The organism is Amycolatopsis sp. NPDC058340 (assembly GCF_042723975.1).
Classification (GTDB): domain Bacteria; phylum Actinomycetota; class Actinomycetes; order Mycobacteriales; family Pseudonocardiaceae; genus Amycolatopsis.
Map to the genome: position 1 here is coordinate 238,303 of NZ_JBHXIB010000001.1, position 13,556 is coordinate 251,858.

The 13,556-nt window shown below is 69.2% G+C and carries 16 protein-coding genes; 12 read left to right on the forward strand and 4 right to left on the reverse strand.

Going from position 1 to position 13,556, the window contains the following annotated elements; genetic code table 11:
• The first annotated feature begins 27 nt into the window (after positions 1 to 27).
• From ACFWIW_RS01170 to dnaB, 10 genes are all read left to right on the forward strand, one after another.
• Positions 28 to 909: a hypothetical protein gene (locus tag ACFWIW_RS01170; protein ID WP_378366543.1), complete on the forward strand. Its 882-nt coding sequence runs from the start codon at positions 28 to 30 to the stop codon at positions 907 to 909.
• Between the two features lie 78 nt (positions 910 to 987).
• Complete coding sequence (rpsF, locus tag ACFWIW_RS01175) at positions 988 to 1,308, forward strand: 30S ribosomal protein S6 (protein ID WP_016338288.1); 321 nt, start codon at positions 988 to 990, stop codon at positions 1,306 to 1,308.
• Positions 1,309 to 1,325: 17 nt separating this feature from the next.
• On the forward strand, positions 1,326 to 1,826 hold the full coding sequence (locus ACFWIW_RS01180; RefSeq protein ID WP_016338289.1) for a single-stranded DNA-binding protein: 501 nt from the start codon (positions 1,326 to 1,328) through the stop codon (positions 1,824 to 1,826).
• Positions 1,827 to 1,903: 77 nt separating this feature from the next.
• The gene (gene rpsR / locus ACFWIW_RS01185) at positions 1,904 to 2,152 is read left to right on the forward strand and encodes a 30S ribosomal protein S18 (RefSeq protein ID WP_005168122.1); all 249 of its coding nucleotides are present in this window, start codon (positions 1,904 to 1,906) and stop codon (positions 2,150 to 2,152) included.
• 12 nt (positions 2,153 to 2,164) lie between these two features.
• Positions 2,165 to 2,620, forward strand: coding sequence for a 50S ribosomal protein L9 (gene rplI, locus ACFWIW_RS01190; protein WP_005168124.1), 456 nt, complete (start codon positions 2,165 to 2,167; stop codon positions 2,618 to 2,620).
• Between the two features lie 154 nt (positions 2,621 to 2,774).
• Entirely contained in the window at positions 2,775 to 3,179 is a 405-nt protein-coding gene (locus ACFWIW_RS01195) for a hypothetical protein (RefSeq protein ID WP_378366544.1), read from the forward strand.
• Positions 3,179 to 3,778 carry a DUF3558 domain-containing protein gene (locus ACFWIW_RS01200; protein WP_378366545.1) on the forward strand — a complete coding sequence of 200 codons (600 nt, stop codon included), beginning with the start codon at positions 3,179 to 3,181 and terminating at the stop codon, positions 3,776 to 3,778. The genes ACFWIW_RS01195 and ACFWIW_RS01200 overlap by 1 nt, the downstream gene beginning before the upstream one ends.
• Positions 3,779 to 3,781: 3 nt before the next feature.
• A complete protein-coding gene (locus ACFWIW_RS01205; RefSeq protein ID WP_378366546.1) occupies positions 3,782 to 5,113 on the forward strand; it encodes a hypothetical protein in 1,332 nt (443 codons plus the stop codon).
• A gap of 260 nt (positions 5,114 to 5,373) precedes the next feature.
• Positions 5,374 to 6,171, forward strand: a complete 798-nt coding sequence (locus tag ACFWIW_RS01210) for an ESX secretion-associated protein EspG (RefSeq protein WP_378366547.1) — start codon at positions 5,374 to 5,376, stop codon at positions 6,169 to 6,171.
• 475 nt (positions 6,172 to 6,646) lie between these two features.
• On the forward strand, positions 6,647 to 8,056 hold the full coding sequence (dnaB, locus tag ACFWIW_RS01215) for a replicative DNA helicase (protein ID WP_007032313.1): 1,410 nt from the start codon (positions 6,647 to 6,649) through the stop codon (positions 8,054 to 8,056).
• Here dnaB and ACFWIW_RS01220 read toward each other — a convergent pair.
• The 3 genes from ACFWIW_RS01220 to ACFWIW_RS01230 are packed head-to-tail and all read right to left on the reverse strand — an operon-like array spanning position 8,053 to position 10,603.
• The gene (locus ACFWIW_RS01220) at positions 8,053 to 8,832 is read right to left on the reverse strand and encodes an alpha/beta fold hydrolase (protein ID WP_378366548.1); all 780 of its coding nucleotides are present in this window, start codon (positions 8,830 to 8,832) and stop codon (positions 8,053 to 8,055) included. The genes dnaB and ACFWIW_RS01220 overlap by 4 nt on opposite strands.
• A 2-nt stretch (positions 8,833 to 8,834) precedes the next feature.
• The gene (locus ACFWIW_RS01225; RefSeq protein ID WP_378366549.1) at positions 8,835 to 9,431 is read right to left on the reverse strand and encodes a TetR/AcrR family transcriptional regulator; all 597 of its coding nucleotides are present in this window, start codon (positions 9,429 to 9,431) and stop codon (positions 8,835 to 8,837) included.
• 56 nt (positions 9,432 to 9,487) lie between these two features.
• Positions 9,488 to 10,603 carry an FAD-dependent oxidoreductase gene (locus ACFWIW_RS01230; protein ID WP_378366550.1) on the reverse strand — a complete coding sequence of 372 codons (1,116 nt, stop codon included), beginning with the start codon at positions 10,601 to 10,603 and terminating at the stop codon, positions 9,488 to 9,490.
• Positions 10,604 to 10,673: 70 nt separating this feature from the next.
• On the opposite strand from ACFWIW_RS01230, the gene ACFWIW_RS01235 reads away from it, so the two are divergent.
• Both ACFWIW_RS01235 and ACFWIW_RS01240 read left to right on the forward strand, forming a co-directional pair.
• Complete coding sequence (locus tag ACFWIW_RS01235) at positions 10,674 to 11,357, forward strand: TetR/AcrR family transcriptional regulator (protein WP_378366551.1); 684 nt, start codon at positions 10,674 to 10,676, stop codon at positions 11,355 to 11,357.
• 37 nt (positions 11,358 to 11,394) lie between these two features.
• On the forward strand, positions 11,395 to 12,570 hold the full coding sequence (locus tag ACFWIW_RS01240) for a serine hydrolase domain-containing protein (protein WP_378366552.1): 1,176 nt from the start codon (positions 11,395 to 11,397) through the stop codon (positions 12,568 to 12,570).
• Positions 12,571 to 12,579: 9 nt separating this feature from the next.
• On the opposite strand, the gene ACFWIW_RS01245 is transcribed toward ACFWIW_RS01240, so the two are convergent.
• Positions 12,580 to 13,533: a helix-turn-helix transcriptional regulator gene (locus ACFWIW_RS01245; RefSeq protein WP_378366553.1), complete on the reverse strand. Its 954-nt coding sequence runs from the start codon at positions 13,531 to 13,533 to the stop codon at positions 12,580 to 12,582.
• Positions 13,534 to 13,556: the final 23 nt, after the last annotated feature.

The following is a 13,556-nucleotide window of genomic DNA, read 5'->3' on the forward strand; positions in this document are numbered from 1 at the left end:
CCCCCACCGACCCGGAGGATCGCGCCCGTGCGGAAGACCACCATCTGGCAGACCACCCGCAAGGCGCTCACCGTCACCGCACTCGCGACCATGGTCACCGGTGGCGCGCTCCTGTCGGCGGGGACGGCCTCGGCGGCCACCACCCTGGCGAACGCGTGCAGCGGCACCGTGAACGGCGGGATGGGCGACACCGTCGCGATCACCGGCACCTCGGTCAAGGAACTGGTGCGGGCGGGCGCGCGGGAAGCGGGCACGCTGGCCCTGTACGACGTCGCCGCGAACGACATCGCGAAGGTCAACACCATCAACGTCGGCGCGGTCCCGAACGCCGCGGGCGGTTCGGTCGACGGCAAGGCGATCGGCGCGGCCGTGCGCCAGGCGGTCAAGGACACCAAGTCGTGGGGCCTCGGGCTCAACCCCGAAAAGACGCTGAACTCCATCGAGCACAAGGTCGCCGGCAGCTGCGGCCTGACCACGGTCGCCACGAACTACGTCGCGCCCACCCTGCCGTCCCCGGGCACCACCGCCCCGCAGCAGGGCGGCAACGGCGGCGGCACCAACGGCCTCCCGTCCTCGCCGAGCCTGCTGCCCGGCGGCAGCAACGGCACCGGCTACGCCCCGCCGCGCGACTACGGCAACCTGCCGGTCGCTCAGCCGGGTGTCGCGGTGGCGCCGGGCGTGCGCTACCCGGCCAACAGCCCGCTCCCCGGCGAGGGTGCCCCGCAGTACGGCACCGACGGCCAGGCCGGGCAGGGCCCCGACGTCCGCAACGCGGGCAACGCCGAAGCGCTCGCGACCGACGGCATGCCCGGCGGCGACGTGCAACTGCCGATGCTGCTCGCGGTGCTCGTGCTCGCCGGGGTGACCGCCGCGCTGGTCCGCACCTGGGTCCTGCGCCGCGTCTCCTGACCGCCAGGTACGCTTACCTGGACAAACCCTCCTGCCACGGACAGTCCGTGGCCGCGAGCCCATAGGAGGTGAGTGGTTGTGTCACGCCATTACGAGGTAATGGTCATCCTGGACCCCACGCTCGACGAGCGTACGGTGGCCCCGACCCTGGACAACTTCCTCAACGTGATCCGCACTTCGGGCGGAAGCGTCGAGAAGGTCGACGTCTGGGGCCGTCGCCGGCTGTCCTACGAGATCAAGAAGCACGCCGAGGGCATCTACGCGCTCCTCGACCTGAACTCGACTTCGGAAGCGGTCAAGGAGCTGGACCGTCAGCTCTCGCTGCAGGAGACCGTGCTCCGCACCAAGGTCATGCGCCGCGAGATCAAGCGCGCCGCGACCGCCGCCGCCAAGGCCTGAGCCGAAGGACTTTCCCGATGGCTGGAGACACCGTCATCACGGTGATCGGCAACCTCACGTCCGACCCGGAGCTTCGCTTCACCCCTTCCGGTGCGGCGGTCGCGAACTTCACCGTCGCGTCCACCCCGCGCACGCTGGACCGTCAGTCCGGTGAGTGGAAGGACGGCGAGGCCCTGTTCCTGCGCTGCAACATCTGGCGTCAGGCGGCCGAGAACGTCGCCGAGTCGCTGACGCGTGGCGCGCGGGTCGTCGTGCAGGGGCGCCTCAAGCAGCGGTCTTTCGAGACCAAGGAAGGCGAGAAGCGCACCGTCGTCGAGCTCGAGGTCGATGAGATCGGCCCGTCGCTGCGCTACGCCACCGCCAAGGTGAACAAGGTCAGCCGTGGCACCGGTGGCGGTGGCGGCGGCTTCGGTGGTGGCGGCGGTGGCCAGAGCGCCCCGCCCGCCGACGACCCGTGGGGTTCCGCCCCGCCCGCCGGTGGCGGTGGCGGCGGTTTCTCCGACGAGCCGCCCTTCTGATCAGGCGATCCACCGCGGGCGAAAGCTCCGCGAGACGCCGCGAGACAACCACTACGTAGAAATCCAGGAGAAATACCGTGGCCAAGCCACCCATCCGCAAGCCCAAGAAGAAGGTCTGCGTGTTCTGCAAGGCCGAGAAGAAGGGCCGCCCGGAGAACATCGACTACAAGGACACCAACCTGCTTCGGAAGTACATCTCCGACCGCGGGAAGATCCGTGCCCGTCGGGTGACCGGCAACTGCAGCCAGCACCAGCGTGACATCGCCATCGCGGTCAAGAACTCCCGCGAAATGGCGCTGCTGCCCTACACCTCGACCGCGCGCTAAGGAGGCACGTCAATGGCGAAGATCATTCTCACCACCGACGTCGCCAACCTCGGTGGGCCCGGCGACATCGTCGAGGTCAAGGACGGCTACGCACGCAACTACCTGCTCCCCCGCGGCTACGCCATCGTGGCCACCAAGGGCGCGGAGAAGAACGTGCGCACGATCAAGCGGGCGCAGGAGAGCCGTCGCATCCGCGACCTCGACCACGCCAAGGAGATCAAGGCGACCCTGGAGGGCCTCGGCGCCATCCAGCTGAGCGGCAAGGCGGCCGAGGGCTCGAAGAAGCTCTTCGGTTCGATCACCACCGCCGAGATCGTGGACGCGATCAAGGCCGCGGGTGGCCCGCTGCTCGACAAGCGCGTCATCGAGCTGAAGGACCACATCAAGACCGTGGGCAAGCACTCGGTCGGCGCCCGCCTGCACCCCGACGTCCGCGTCGACGTGCGGCTCGAGGTCAAGGCCAAGTAACACCGCTTCGGCAAAGGGCGGGACGTCTCCGATTCGGAGGTGTCCCGCCCTTTGTTTTACGGGGAACCCCACCCCGCCGGGCCACGTCTTAAGCTTGACTGGGGATCAAGGCATTATCGAGACTCGACGTCGAGGCACGGGGAGATCTGGACGCATGGCTTACGACAGCAACGCCGAGCAGAACCGGCAGGAGAAGGTCTCGGTGTCCGCACCCGCCAACCCGGACAAGCCGGCGTCGGGCGGGGGTGGCGGCGGGTTCACCTTCGACAAGGACAAGATCGACGGCATAATCAAGAAGTGGACGGACCTGCAGGCCGAGCTCAAGAAGGACTATGCCGACGCGAACCTGATGGCGAACGTCAAGGCGCCCGGCAAGGAGTTCGCGAGCGGCGACTGGGAGAAGCTGGCCAACCCGTCGGGCAAGGCGTTCCTGGAGCAGAACCAGAAGATGCAGGAATACGTCAAGAACTACATCGACCAGCTGACCGCCGCCAAGCAGAAGATCGCCACGAACGAGGCCGAAACGCAGGCTTCGCTGAACAAGCACAAGGCCGTGTGATGCGTCGTTCCCTCGTTCTCCTCCTGGCCGCGGGCGCGCTGGTCGCGGGCTGTTCCGGCACCAAGAACGGCACCGCCTCTTCGGAGCCGTCCTACACGACCGGGGCCGGTGCCCCGAGCGCGTCGAGCGGCTCGTCCGGCTCCGCGCCCAAGGTGTCGAACCCGTTGAAGACCTCGTCGATCGAGAGCGACGCCTGCGCGGCGCTTTCCGCTGCGAAGCGGACCGAGCTCGGCCTCGGCGAAGGCGAGCGTCGGACCACGAGCGCCGGGCCCGGCTGCTCGATCTTCGCCGCCGACGACAAGCTGAACCAGATCGAGATCAGCCCGGTGCTCGCGAACAAGAACGGCCTGAGCGACGTCTACGACACGAAGGCCAACAACGAGTACTTCGAGCCGACCGAGGTCGCCGGCTACCCGGCGGTGTACGCCGCGTCGCTCGACCACCGCAAGAACGGCAAATGCGGCCTTTTCGTCGGCGTGACCGACCAGCTGTCGGTGAACATCCTGGTGCAGTACGACAACGGACCCGGCGCGAGCGATCCGTGCCCGGTCGCGCTCAAAGTGGGGGAAGCGATGATCGAGACGTTGAAGGAGGGCTGACGCGTGTTCCTGCTGCCGATCATCGCCGGGTATTCGGCCTACAACCTGGCGACCACGAAATCCGGCGACTTCGAAGCCTCGGGCGGCGATCGCAAGATCGACTGCTACCACATCTGGGAGAAGATCGTCACCGGTCCGGGTACCGGGTCGATCCAGGAGGGCCAGGCCGCGGCGACCCGGCTCAAGGCCGGCTACCAGGACAGGCTGACCACCATCGACAACCTGTCGAAGGAGATGGACGCCGCCTGGACCGGTAAGAGCGCCGAAGCCGCGCAGCAGTCGGGCGCGCATCCGCTGCGGACGTGGATGGAGGACTCCGGCAAGAAGCTGGTGGACTCCGACAAGTACCTCGGTGAGCAGAACACCGCCTTCACCACGGTGAAGGCGAAGGTGCAGCAGGTCCCGAAGGATCCGCCGAAGAACAACCTGCTCAACTCCATCACCCCGTGGACCACCGACACCGACCGCGCGATCCGGGACTACAACCAAAAGGGTCAAGCGAACGTCGACGCGTTCAACGAGTACTTCAAGGCCAGTTCCGAGAACGGCAAGAAGCTGCCCACCTACAACAAGATGGAGGGGCAGAACACCAACGTCGACGTCAACGGCGGCGGCAAGGACAAAGACGGCAAGGACAAGGACGGCGGCGGTCAGGGCGACCGGAACGGGAACAACGGCATGCCGGGCATCTCGACGCCGCCCGGTTCGATGCCGCCCGGCGGGATGCCGAACGTCCCCGCTCCGAACATCCCCGGCGTCAACCCGCCGGGCTCGAACCTGCCGGGCAGCAATCTGCCCGGGTCGAACCTGCCCGGCTCGAATCTGCCGGGGTCGAACCTTCCCGGCGGGCAGTACAACCCGAACATCCCCGGCAGCAACTACAAGCCGCCTTCCTGGGACGACGGGACGAACGCGTCCGGCTACACCCCGCCGAAGATCCCCGGCGCCGGTGGCTTCGGCCCGGGTGGCGGCGGCGGAGGTGCCGGCGGCGGCTTCGGCGGCACCGACATCCCCGGTGCGGGCGGCTTCGGCCCGGACGGCGGTTTCGGTCCTGGTGGCGGCTTCGGTCCCGGCGGCGGAAGTGGCGCTGCCCTGCCCGGCAACGCGGGTGCGATGGGCGGCGCCGGTACGGGTGGCGGCGCCGGTGGCGCCGGTTCCGGAGCGGGCCGCGGCGCGGGCGGGATGATGGGCGGCATGGGCGGTATGGGAGCCGGTGGCGCCAGGGGGAAGGGCGGCGAAGACGAGGAGCGCAGCTCCAAGTTCCTCGTCGGCGACGACCCCAACGAGATCTTCGGAACCGACGAACTCACCGCACCGCCGGTGATCGGTGAGTGAACCGGGGGCGGAGCTGGGCTGTGGCGGGATGCGGCCACAGGCGTGAACCCGCCTCCGCCACAGGCCCCGCTGTCGCGGTGGCAGGGCGCCTGCACCGTGAAAGGCGACCAACGCGCGCCCTGCCGGCGTCGGTCGCGGTCGCGGGTTCACCGATGAAGGACTAGTAGTCACGAGCGGGCCGGGCGCGTGCCAAGATTGGGGCCGCGCCCGGCTTGTCTTGTTCCGGGCTGGACGAACAGAACGACTAGGGGGCAGTTCCGGTGCTGGACAAACAGGTCACGATCACGACCGGCACCCTCATCACGCTGATCCGCCGCCGAGGCGGCGAACCGCACACGATCCTGTCGGAAACCCCGACTTGGTACGACGAGGACGCGCAGCGGGCCGAGGACGAGCGGACCAACGAGGAACTGGCGAGCCAGGGCCTCTTCGGCGCGCGAGGCCTGCACCCCGGATTCAAGGCGACGCTCGAAGCGATCGCCAGGCCGTCGCTTGAGTACTACGGCTGGATCGACGGCGGCTTCGAGGGCAAGGCGCTGAGCTTCAGCCTGCTCGCGGGGAGCGCCGGCGGCGAGGGTTTCGTACTCGCCCGGCACAGTGAGCACGACGGCGTCGCGCTGGCTTCCGCGCGGCCCGAAGAGCTGCTCACCGAATTCCTCGACCAGATCCCGAAGCTCGCGCCGGGACGCGGACGGCCGATCGCAGTCCCCAAGAGTCAGGTCGAAGCTCCGAGCTCGTCGTCGACGGCGCAGGACGAGGGCTTCGAGGTACTTCGCAGCGGACGGCAGAGCACCGGAAGCCAGGAGGCCGACGAGCTTCGCCGCATCCTCGCGTTACGCCGTTTGGGGAGCGGAAGCCTCTACGTCGCGGCCCGCGGCCGGAGCGGCGCGCGGCAGCGGATCGAACGCCCGGTGAACTACATCGATACGACCGAGGGCCGGTGGCTGACCGAAGAGGTACCGGGGAGTGGCGAGCCGAGGATCGCCTTCACACCCGCCGACCAGCAGGTTCTCGGAGAACGACTACGGAGCGCACAGGGCAGGTTGTTCGCGTCCTGAAATCCGGCCCGTTCAGCCCGGCGGGTCACCCCTCTACCCTCCGTAGCATTCATCCACAGGGCACCCCTGTGCGCCCACGTGCGACACGCCGAACGACGAGTTTTGCCCGACACGCCGTGGCGAGGTGAATAAAGTTCTCCACAGTCTCTCCACAGGGGCTGACCAGCGCTTTTGTCAGACCATCCCAGCGTTGCCCACAAGTTGTACACAGGGTTTCGGCCACCTGTGAAGGGATGCCCGCAGTCATCCCCAGGTTGTCCACAGGGCGGTCCCCAGGCGAAATTGCGCTCGTCCTTTCGGGGGGCCTAGCGTGCCCGCCGGGCCGGTACACACCGTGGTGGTCGTCCGGCCGAAGAGGGGATGACAGGGGAGAGCCCGGAGCCGCGGGAGGGGCGGACGGGCACGGGCGGACCGACCGGGGAAATTCTGGCATAATCGAACGTGTGTTCGATGTCTTGAGGAGGTGGCAGCAGCGGTGGCGCTGACCGACGACCGCAATCCGATGTACGCGGAGTCCGACCCGGGTCCCGGCGACCCCGGTCCGCGTGGCGGCGAATACGACCGCCAGCCTCCGCAGGACATCGCGGCCGAGCAATCCGTGCTCGGCGGAATGCTGCTGTCGAAGGACGCCGTCGCCGACGTCATCGAAGCCCTCGGCCCCGACGACTTCTACCGTCCCGCGCACCAAGCGATCTACGACGTCATCCTCGACCTCTACGGCCGCGGCGAACCCGCCGACCCGATCACCGTCTCCGCCGAGCTGGAACGCCGCGGCGAGCTGGGCCGCGTCGGCGGCGCCCCGTATCTGCACACCCTGATCGCGACGGTGCCGACGGCGGCGAACGCCGGGTACTACGCCGAGATCGTCTCCGAGAAGGCGGTGCTGCGGCGCCTGGTCGAGGCGGGCACCCGGATCGTGCAGTACGGCTACGGCGCGGCCGCGGCCGACGGCGCGAACATCGACGAGGTCGTCGACCGCGCGCAGGCCGCGATCTACGACGTCACCGAGCGGCGCACCAGCGAGGACTACGTCGCGCTGGAAGAGCTGCTCCAGCCGACCATGGACGAGATCGACGCGATCGCGTCGCGCGGTGGGCAGTCGCAGGGCATCCCGACCGGGTTCGCCGACTTCGACGATCTGACCAACGGCCTGCACCCCGGCCAGATGATCATCGTCGCGGCACGGCCGGGTGTCGGGAAATCGACTTTGGGACTGGATTTCGCGCGTTCGGCGTCCATCAAACATGGTCTGACCAGCGTCATCTTCTCGCTGGAAATGAGCAGGACCGAGATCGTCATGCGCATGCTCTCGGCCGAAGCTCGGATCCGCCTGGCGGATATGCGCGGTGGCAAGATGTCCGACGACGACTGGACGCGGCTCGCGCGCCGGATGAGCGAGGTCTCCGAGGCGCCGCTGTTCGTCGACGACTCGCCGAACATGACGATGATGGAGATCCGCGCGAAGGCCCGGCGGCTCAAACAGCGCAACGACCTCAAACTCGTCGTCCTCGACTATCTCCAGCTGATGACCTCGGGCAAGCGCGTCGAGTCGCGGCAGCAGGAGGTCTCGGAGTTCTCGCGGCAGATGAAGCTGCTGGCGAAGGAGATCGAGGTCCCGGTGATCGCGATCAGCCAGCTGAACCGTGGTCCCGAGCAGCGGACCGACAAACGCCCGATGCTGTCCGACCTGCGTGAGTCCGGCTCGCTGGAGCAGGACGCCGACCTCGTCATCCTGGTCAACCGGCCCGACGCCTGGGAGCGGGACGACCCGCGGGCCGGCGAGGCGGACCTGATCATCGCGAAGCACCGTGCCGGGCCGACGGCGACGATCACCGTGGCGCACCAGCTGCACTACAGCCGCTTCGTCGACCTGTCACACGACTAGAGCAGGAATTCGAAGACGTCCTTGGTGAAGCGGCGATCGCTCATCACGGTGTGGTGCCGACGGCCGGGATAGACCTTGAGGTCGCCGCGGCGCGTCTTGTCGGCCACCCGCTCGGCGAGTTCGAGCGGGTAGAGCGCGTCGTGCGAACCGGCGATCACCAAGGTGGGCGCGGTGATCTCGCCGAGCCGGTCCTCGATGTCGAAGCCGTCCTCGGCTCGCAACATGGCCACCATGCCGCTCGGGTCCGCCGGGCGGCCGGAGGTCAGCGCCAGCAGACCGGCCAGCAGAGCCCGCCCGGGCCGGGATTCCGCGACCGTGGGCGCCAGCGCCATGGCCGCGGCCCGATGCCGCCCGGCGGCCAGCCGATCCGCGTACTCGCGCTGGACAAGGCGGCCGAGCGTGCCGAGGCGGACGCCGGCGGCTCCGACCACGAGCCGCCGCACCAGGCCTGGGTGGTCGGCGGCGAACTGCAGCGCCAGGCAACCGGCCGTGGACACGCCGAGCACGTCCACCGGCCGGTCGAAGCGCTCCTGTAGCTCTTCGGCGTGGTGGGTGGCGAGGTCCGCCATGGTGACGCCGGGTTCGAGCCCAGGCCGACGGCCGACCGTCAGCACGGTGAACCGCGCGGCCAGCGGTTTGAGGGAGCGCATTTCCGCCCATCTGGCGACGCCGGTGGGGTTGGCCGAGTCGGGCAGCACCGTCCGGAAGACCACGAGCGGGCCTCCCGTCCCGAATTCGAAGTACGGGGCACCACCTGCCAGTACACCTTCGCGCATGGTCACTCCTTGCTCAGTCCCGCCGCCACGATGTCGATGAGCCGGTCGAGTACGGCGGGGTAGCGCTGCTCGCCGATGTCCCGCCGGTGCATCGGCAGCAGCAACACGGCCTGGAGCACCCCGGTCAGCTCGTCGTCGGCGGCGTCGACGAGCTGACCCTTCTCTCTGGCCGCCGCAAGGAATCCGGACAGCGGCAGCACCTGATCGGCCCTGGCCATCTCGTCGGGGCCCATCCGCCTTGCCACGGCCCGCATTTCCTCGGGATGGGTGATCAGCCGGTGGTAGAGCGGGTTCTCCGTCAAGATCCGCACCGTGGCGCGCAGGAAACCGGCTAGGGCGGCGCGTGCGTTTTCGGTCTCGTTCACCACCGCGGCCAGCTGCTCGTGCAGCTCAGGGGCCTGACGCAGCATGAGTTCCAGGTACAGCGCCTCCTTGGATTCGAAGAAGGCGTAGAAGCTGCTTTTGGCGATCCCGGCGGGGGCCACGAGGTCGTCCAACGAGGTCTTGCGCAGGCCCTGTGTGGCGAACAGGGCACGTCCGGCGTCCAGGAGCCGCTCGGTGATCCTGGCGCGGTCCTCGGCGCTGAACGCGCTCGGCATCTCGGCTCCCGTGAGGCTATGAACGAAATGGATTTTCGTTCATAGCCAGCTTAGCCTCAGCCGGGCTGGAAGAACGCGAGCATCTTCCGGGAGGCGTCCGGGGCGGTCAGGAGCTCATGTACCTGCTCGGACATCCGGGCGGCGGCGCCGGCGCGTTCGAACATCTCGTGTTCGTACTCCTTGACGGCGGCGGGGAAATCGTCCGGCCGCGCGGCCAGCGCGAGACCGAGCAGTGCGCCGTCGAGCAGGGCCATGTTGGCGCCTTCGCCAACCGCCGGCATCAGGTGCGCGGCATCGCCGAGCAGGGTGACGTCCGGTGCCGACGGCCAGGTCAGGCCGACCGGGAGGGCGGTGACCGCCCGCGGCACGATCACGTCGTCGCAGGCCGCGATCAGCGCGGTGAACCGCGCGTCCCAGCCGTCGAGCCGCCCGATCAGCCAGGTCCGGGTCGCGGCCGGGTCGTCGAGCGGCATCCCGCTGGTGGCGAACCAGTCCTCGGCCGTGTTGTAGAAGCTGAGGCCGACGCGAACGGTCCCGTCGCCGTTGCGCTGCGCCGCGAGGGATTTCCCGTCGCCGAGCACCCAGTAGGTGCCGCGTCCGACCATCGCCGCGAGATCGGGATGGGTGCGATCGATGTCGGGGATGCGGAGCTCGACCAGGTTGTGGCCGAGATGCGCCGGTCGGGCGTCGGTGAGCAGGGCGCGGACGCGGGAGTTGGCACCGTCGGCGCCGACCAGCAGGTCGTACGGCGCGCCGCGCCCATCCGCGAAACGCACGATGCCGTCTCCGGCGGACTCGAACGCGTGCCCCCAGCGCACCGTGTGCTCGGGGAGCGAATCCAGCAGCAGGTCGCGCAGGTCGGCCCGGTCGACCTCGGGCCGCTCGAACGGCGCGTCGTCCGGCGTGTCCTCCTGCAGCAGCAGAGTGCCGTCCGGTTCCAGAAGCCGCATGTCCTGGCCCTCGCCGCGGGCGATCTCGGCGAACCGGTCGATCAGGCCGGCTTCGCGCAGCGCCCGTTGCCCGGTTCCGGCGTGGATGTCGAGCATGCCGCCCTGCCCGCGGGCGTCGCGTGACGATTCCCGTTCGTACACGACGGACTCGATGCCGTGGACGTGCAGGACACGGGCCAGAGCCAGGCCGCCGAGGCCCGCGCCGACGATGGCGATGGTCATGATCCACACCTCTCGATACACTGTATTGGTCAATACACTGTATCGAGCGATGCGGTGTATTGTCACCGCCATGGTGGTGTGGGAGCGGCCGGAGCCGCCGGATCGGCCCGCGCTGGCCCCGCTGAGCCGGGAGCTGATCGTGCGCGCGGCGATCAGGCTCGCCGACGCGGACGGCCTGGACGCGGTGTCCCTGCGCAAGATCGCCACCGCGCTCGACGTCGGCCCGATGCGGCTGTACGGCTACATCGAGAGCAAAGAGGAGCTGCTCGACCTGATGGTCGACGCCGCCCACGCCGAGATCCGGCCGTCGGGAGACGGCTGGCGGGAGGTGCTGCGGTCGCTCGCCGACGCCATGCGGCGCGCCGTTCACCGGCACGAGTGGCTCGCCGACCTCCTGGGCGGCAGGCCTCAGCTCGGGCCGCACGCGCTGGCGACCTCCGAGGCCGTGATGGCGGCACTGGGCGACGTCGGGGTGGACTCCGCGATGCCGGTGGTCTCGGCGGTCAACGCGTACACGATCGGCGCGGTACGCCGGGAGATCGCGGAGCGGCGCGCGGAACGGGCCACCGGGATGGACGAGCAGCGGTGGCAGGCCACGCTCGGGCCCTATCTGACGCGGTCGTTCGCCTCCGGCAAGCTCCCCGCGCTGGCCACGGTCGTCCGCGACGCCGTCCACCTGGACGCCGACGAGACCTTCCGGATGGGCCTCGACTTCCTCCTCGACGGCATCGGGGCCCGCGTGTCAGCGCCGTGACCGTCCCGTGTCAGCGCGGTCCGCGAACGTGGTCGCCATGACCAAGACATCGAAGACCTTCCGCCGCGTCGGTCTCACCGTGCTGGCCGCCGCACTGCTGGCGGGCGCGACCGCTCCCGTCGCCTCCGCCGGCCAGGATCGCCCGGAGCTGCGGCAGGCGGCCCAGGAGTTCGTCGACGCGGGCTTCGCCGGGATGCAGCTGCGTGTCCGTGACGAGCGGGGCGAATGGACCGGCAGCGCCGGGGTGCGTGAGCTGGGCGGGACCGCGAAACCGCCGACCAACGGTCACTTCCGCGTCGGCAGCACGTCGAAGAACTTCACCGCGACCCTGGTGCTGCAGCTGGTGGCCGAGGGCCGGATCGGGCTCGACACCCCGGTCGCCGGTGTCCTTCCCCAGTTCGGGCTGGACCCGCGGATCACCGTGCGGATGCTGCTGCAGCACACCAGCGGCCTGTTCAATCACACCGGCCAGTACCACCCGGACGGCACGGTCACGCCGGGGATCCCGTGGGCGGGCAAGGAATGGGTGGACCTGCGGTTCCACACCTACCAGCCGGAGGAGCTGGTGCGGCTGGCCGTGTCCAAGCCCGCGGTTTTCGAGCCGGGGGCGGGCTGGAGCTACTCCAACACCAACTACGTGGTGGCCAGGCTGCTGGTCGAGAAGCTCACCGGGCGTCCCTTCGCCGACGAGCTGGACCGGCGGATCCTGCGGCCGCTCAAGCTGCGTGACACCTTGTCGCCGGGGGCGTGGGCCGGGATGCCCAAGCCGTACGCACACGCCTACTACCGCTACGAAGACGCCGGCCAGTGGAAGACGATCGACGTCACCCACCAGAACCCGTCCTGGATCTCCAGCGCCGGTGATATGATCTCGACGACCAAGGATCTCCAGACCTACTTTTCCGCGCTGCAGAGCGGAAAGCTTCTCCCGGCCTGGCTGATGGCCGAGATGCGCGTGACACATCCCGGTAGCGAAAGCCTTTACGGCTTCTACGGTCTCGGGCAGTTTTCGCAGGACCTGGGCCCGGGCTGCGGCATCGTCGTCAACCACAACGGCAGCAACAACGGTTACGCGGCACTGATGTACAGCTCGCCCGACGGCAGCAAGACACTGACCGCGTCGATCACCGCGGGCGATTCCGCGAAGGACCCGCTGCCGGCGTACCCGGCGATGCTGACCAAGCTCGTCCGGACGGTGTTCTGCGGTAAGTGAGTGAGCCGGTCAGCGCGCCCGCTCGGCCAGCCTTGCCGCCAGCGCGGCGACCAGATCTCGAAGTTCGGCCGGCCGTTCGATGACGAACGGCCGGTCGAGCGCGGCGAGCAGCGGCGGGATCCAGTCCAGCCGCTGTGCCCGGATACGGGCACGCACCCGGTCGCCGTCGGCTTCGAGAGTGGCCACGGACGGCGGGAAGACGGCGCGGATCTCCTCGGGGGTCGCCTCGATCCGCACGGAGACATCGTGCCGGTACGGCGTCTCGGCCAGCGCGGTCAGCACTCGCTCGGCCGGATCGAAGCCGTCCGGAGCCTCGAAGGTCTCGGCTCTCGCCTCGGCCGACTTGATCCGGTCGACGCGGAAGGTGCGCACCTCACCACTGGCCGAGTCGAAGCCGGTCAAATACCACCTTCCGGAGTGCGCCACCACGCCGTACGGATGGACGACGCGTTCGCTCGCACCACCGTGACCGGCGAGATACGCGAGCCCGACCGGACGCCGGTCACGCGCCGCTTCTGCGACGGTGAGCAGCACTTCGGCCTCGGCCGACAGGGCTTTCCGGGCGGGAGCGGTGAAGTCGGCGGTCTCCAGCAGCGCGTCCAACCGGCGGCCCAGCGCTTCGGGAAGCACCCGCCGGACCTTCGCGACCGCGCTCTCGACGGCCGCGACCGACGTGGTGATCAGCCCCGCGCGCCGTCCCGCGACCAGGCCGAGCAGAACGGCCAAGGCCTCCTCGTCGGTGAGCATCAGCGGCGGCATCCGATAGCCGGGGGCCAGCCGGTAGCCGCCGTACCGGCCGCGTACCGAGCGCACCGGGATGTCCAGGTCGACGAGGTGTTCGGCATAGCGGCGGACGGTGCGCTCGTCGACGTCGAGCCGCCCGGCGAGCTCCGCGACGGTGCGCGTCCCGCCGCTCTGGAGGATCTCCAGCAGCGCGAGTACACGGGCGATGGGCCTGGTCACAAGCCGAAGAATACCGGGCGGAT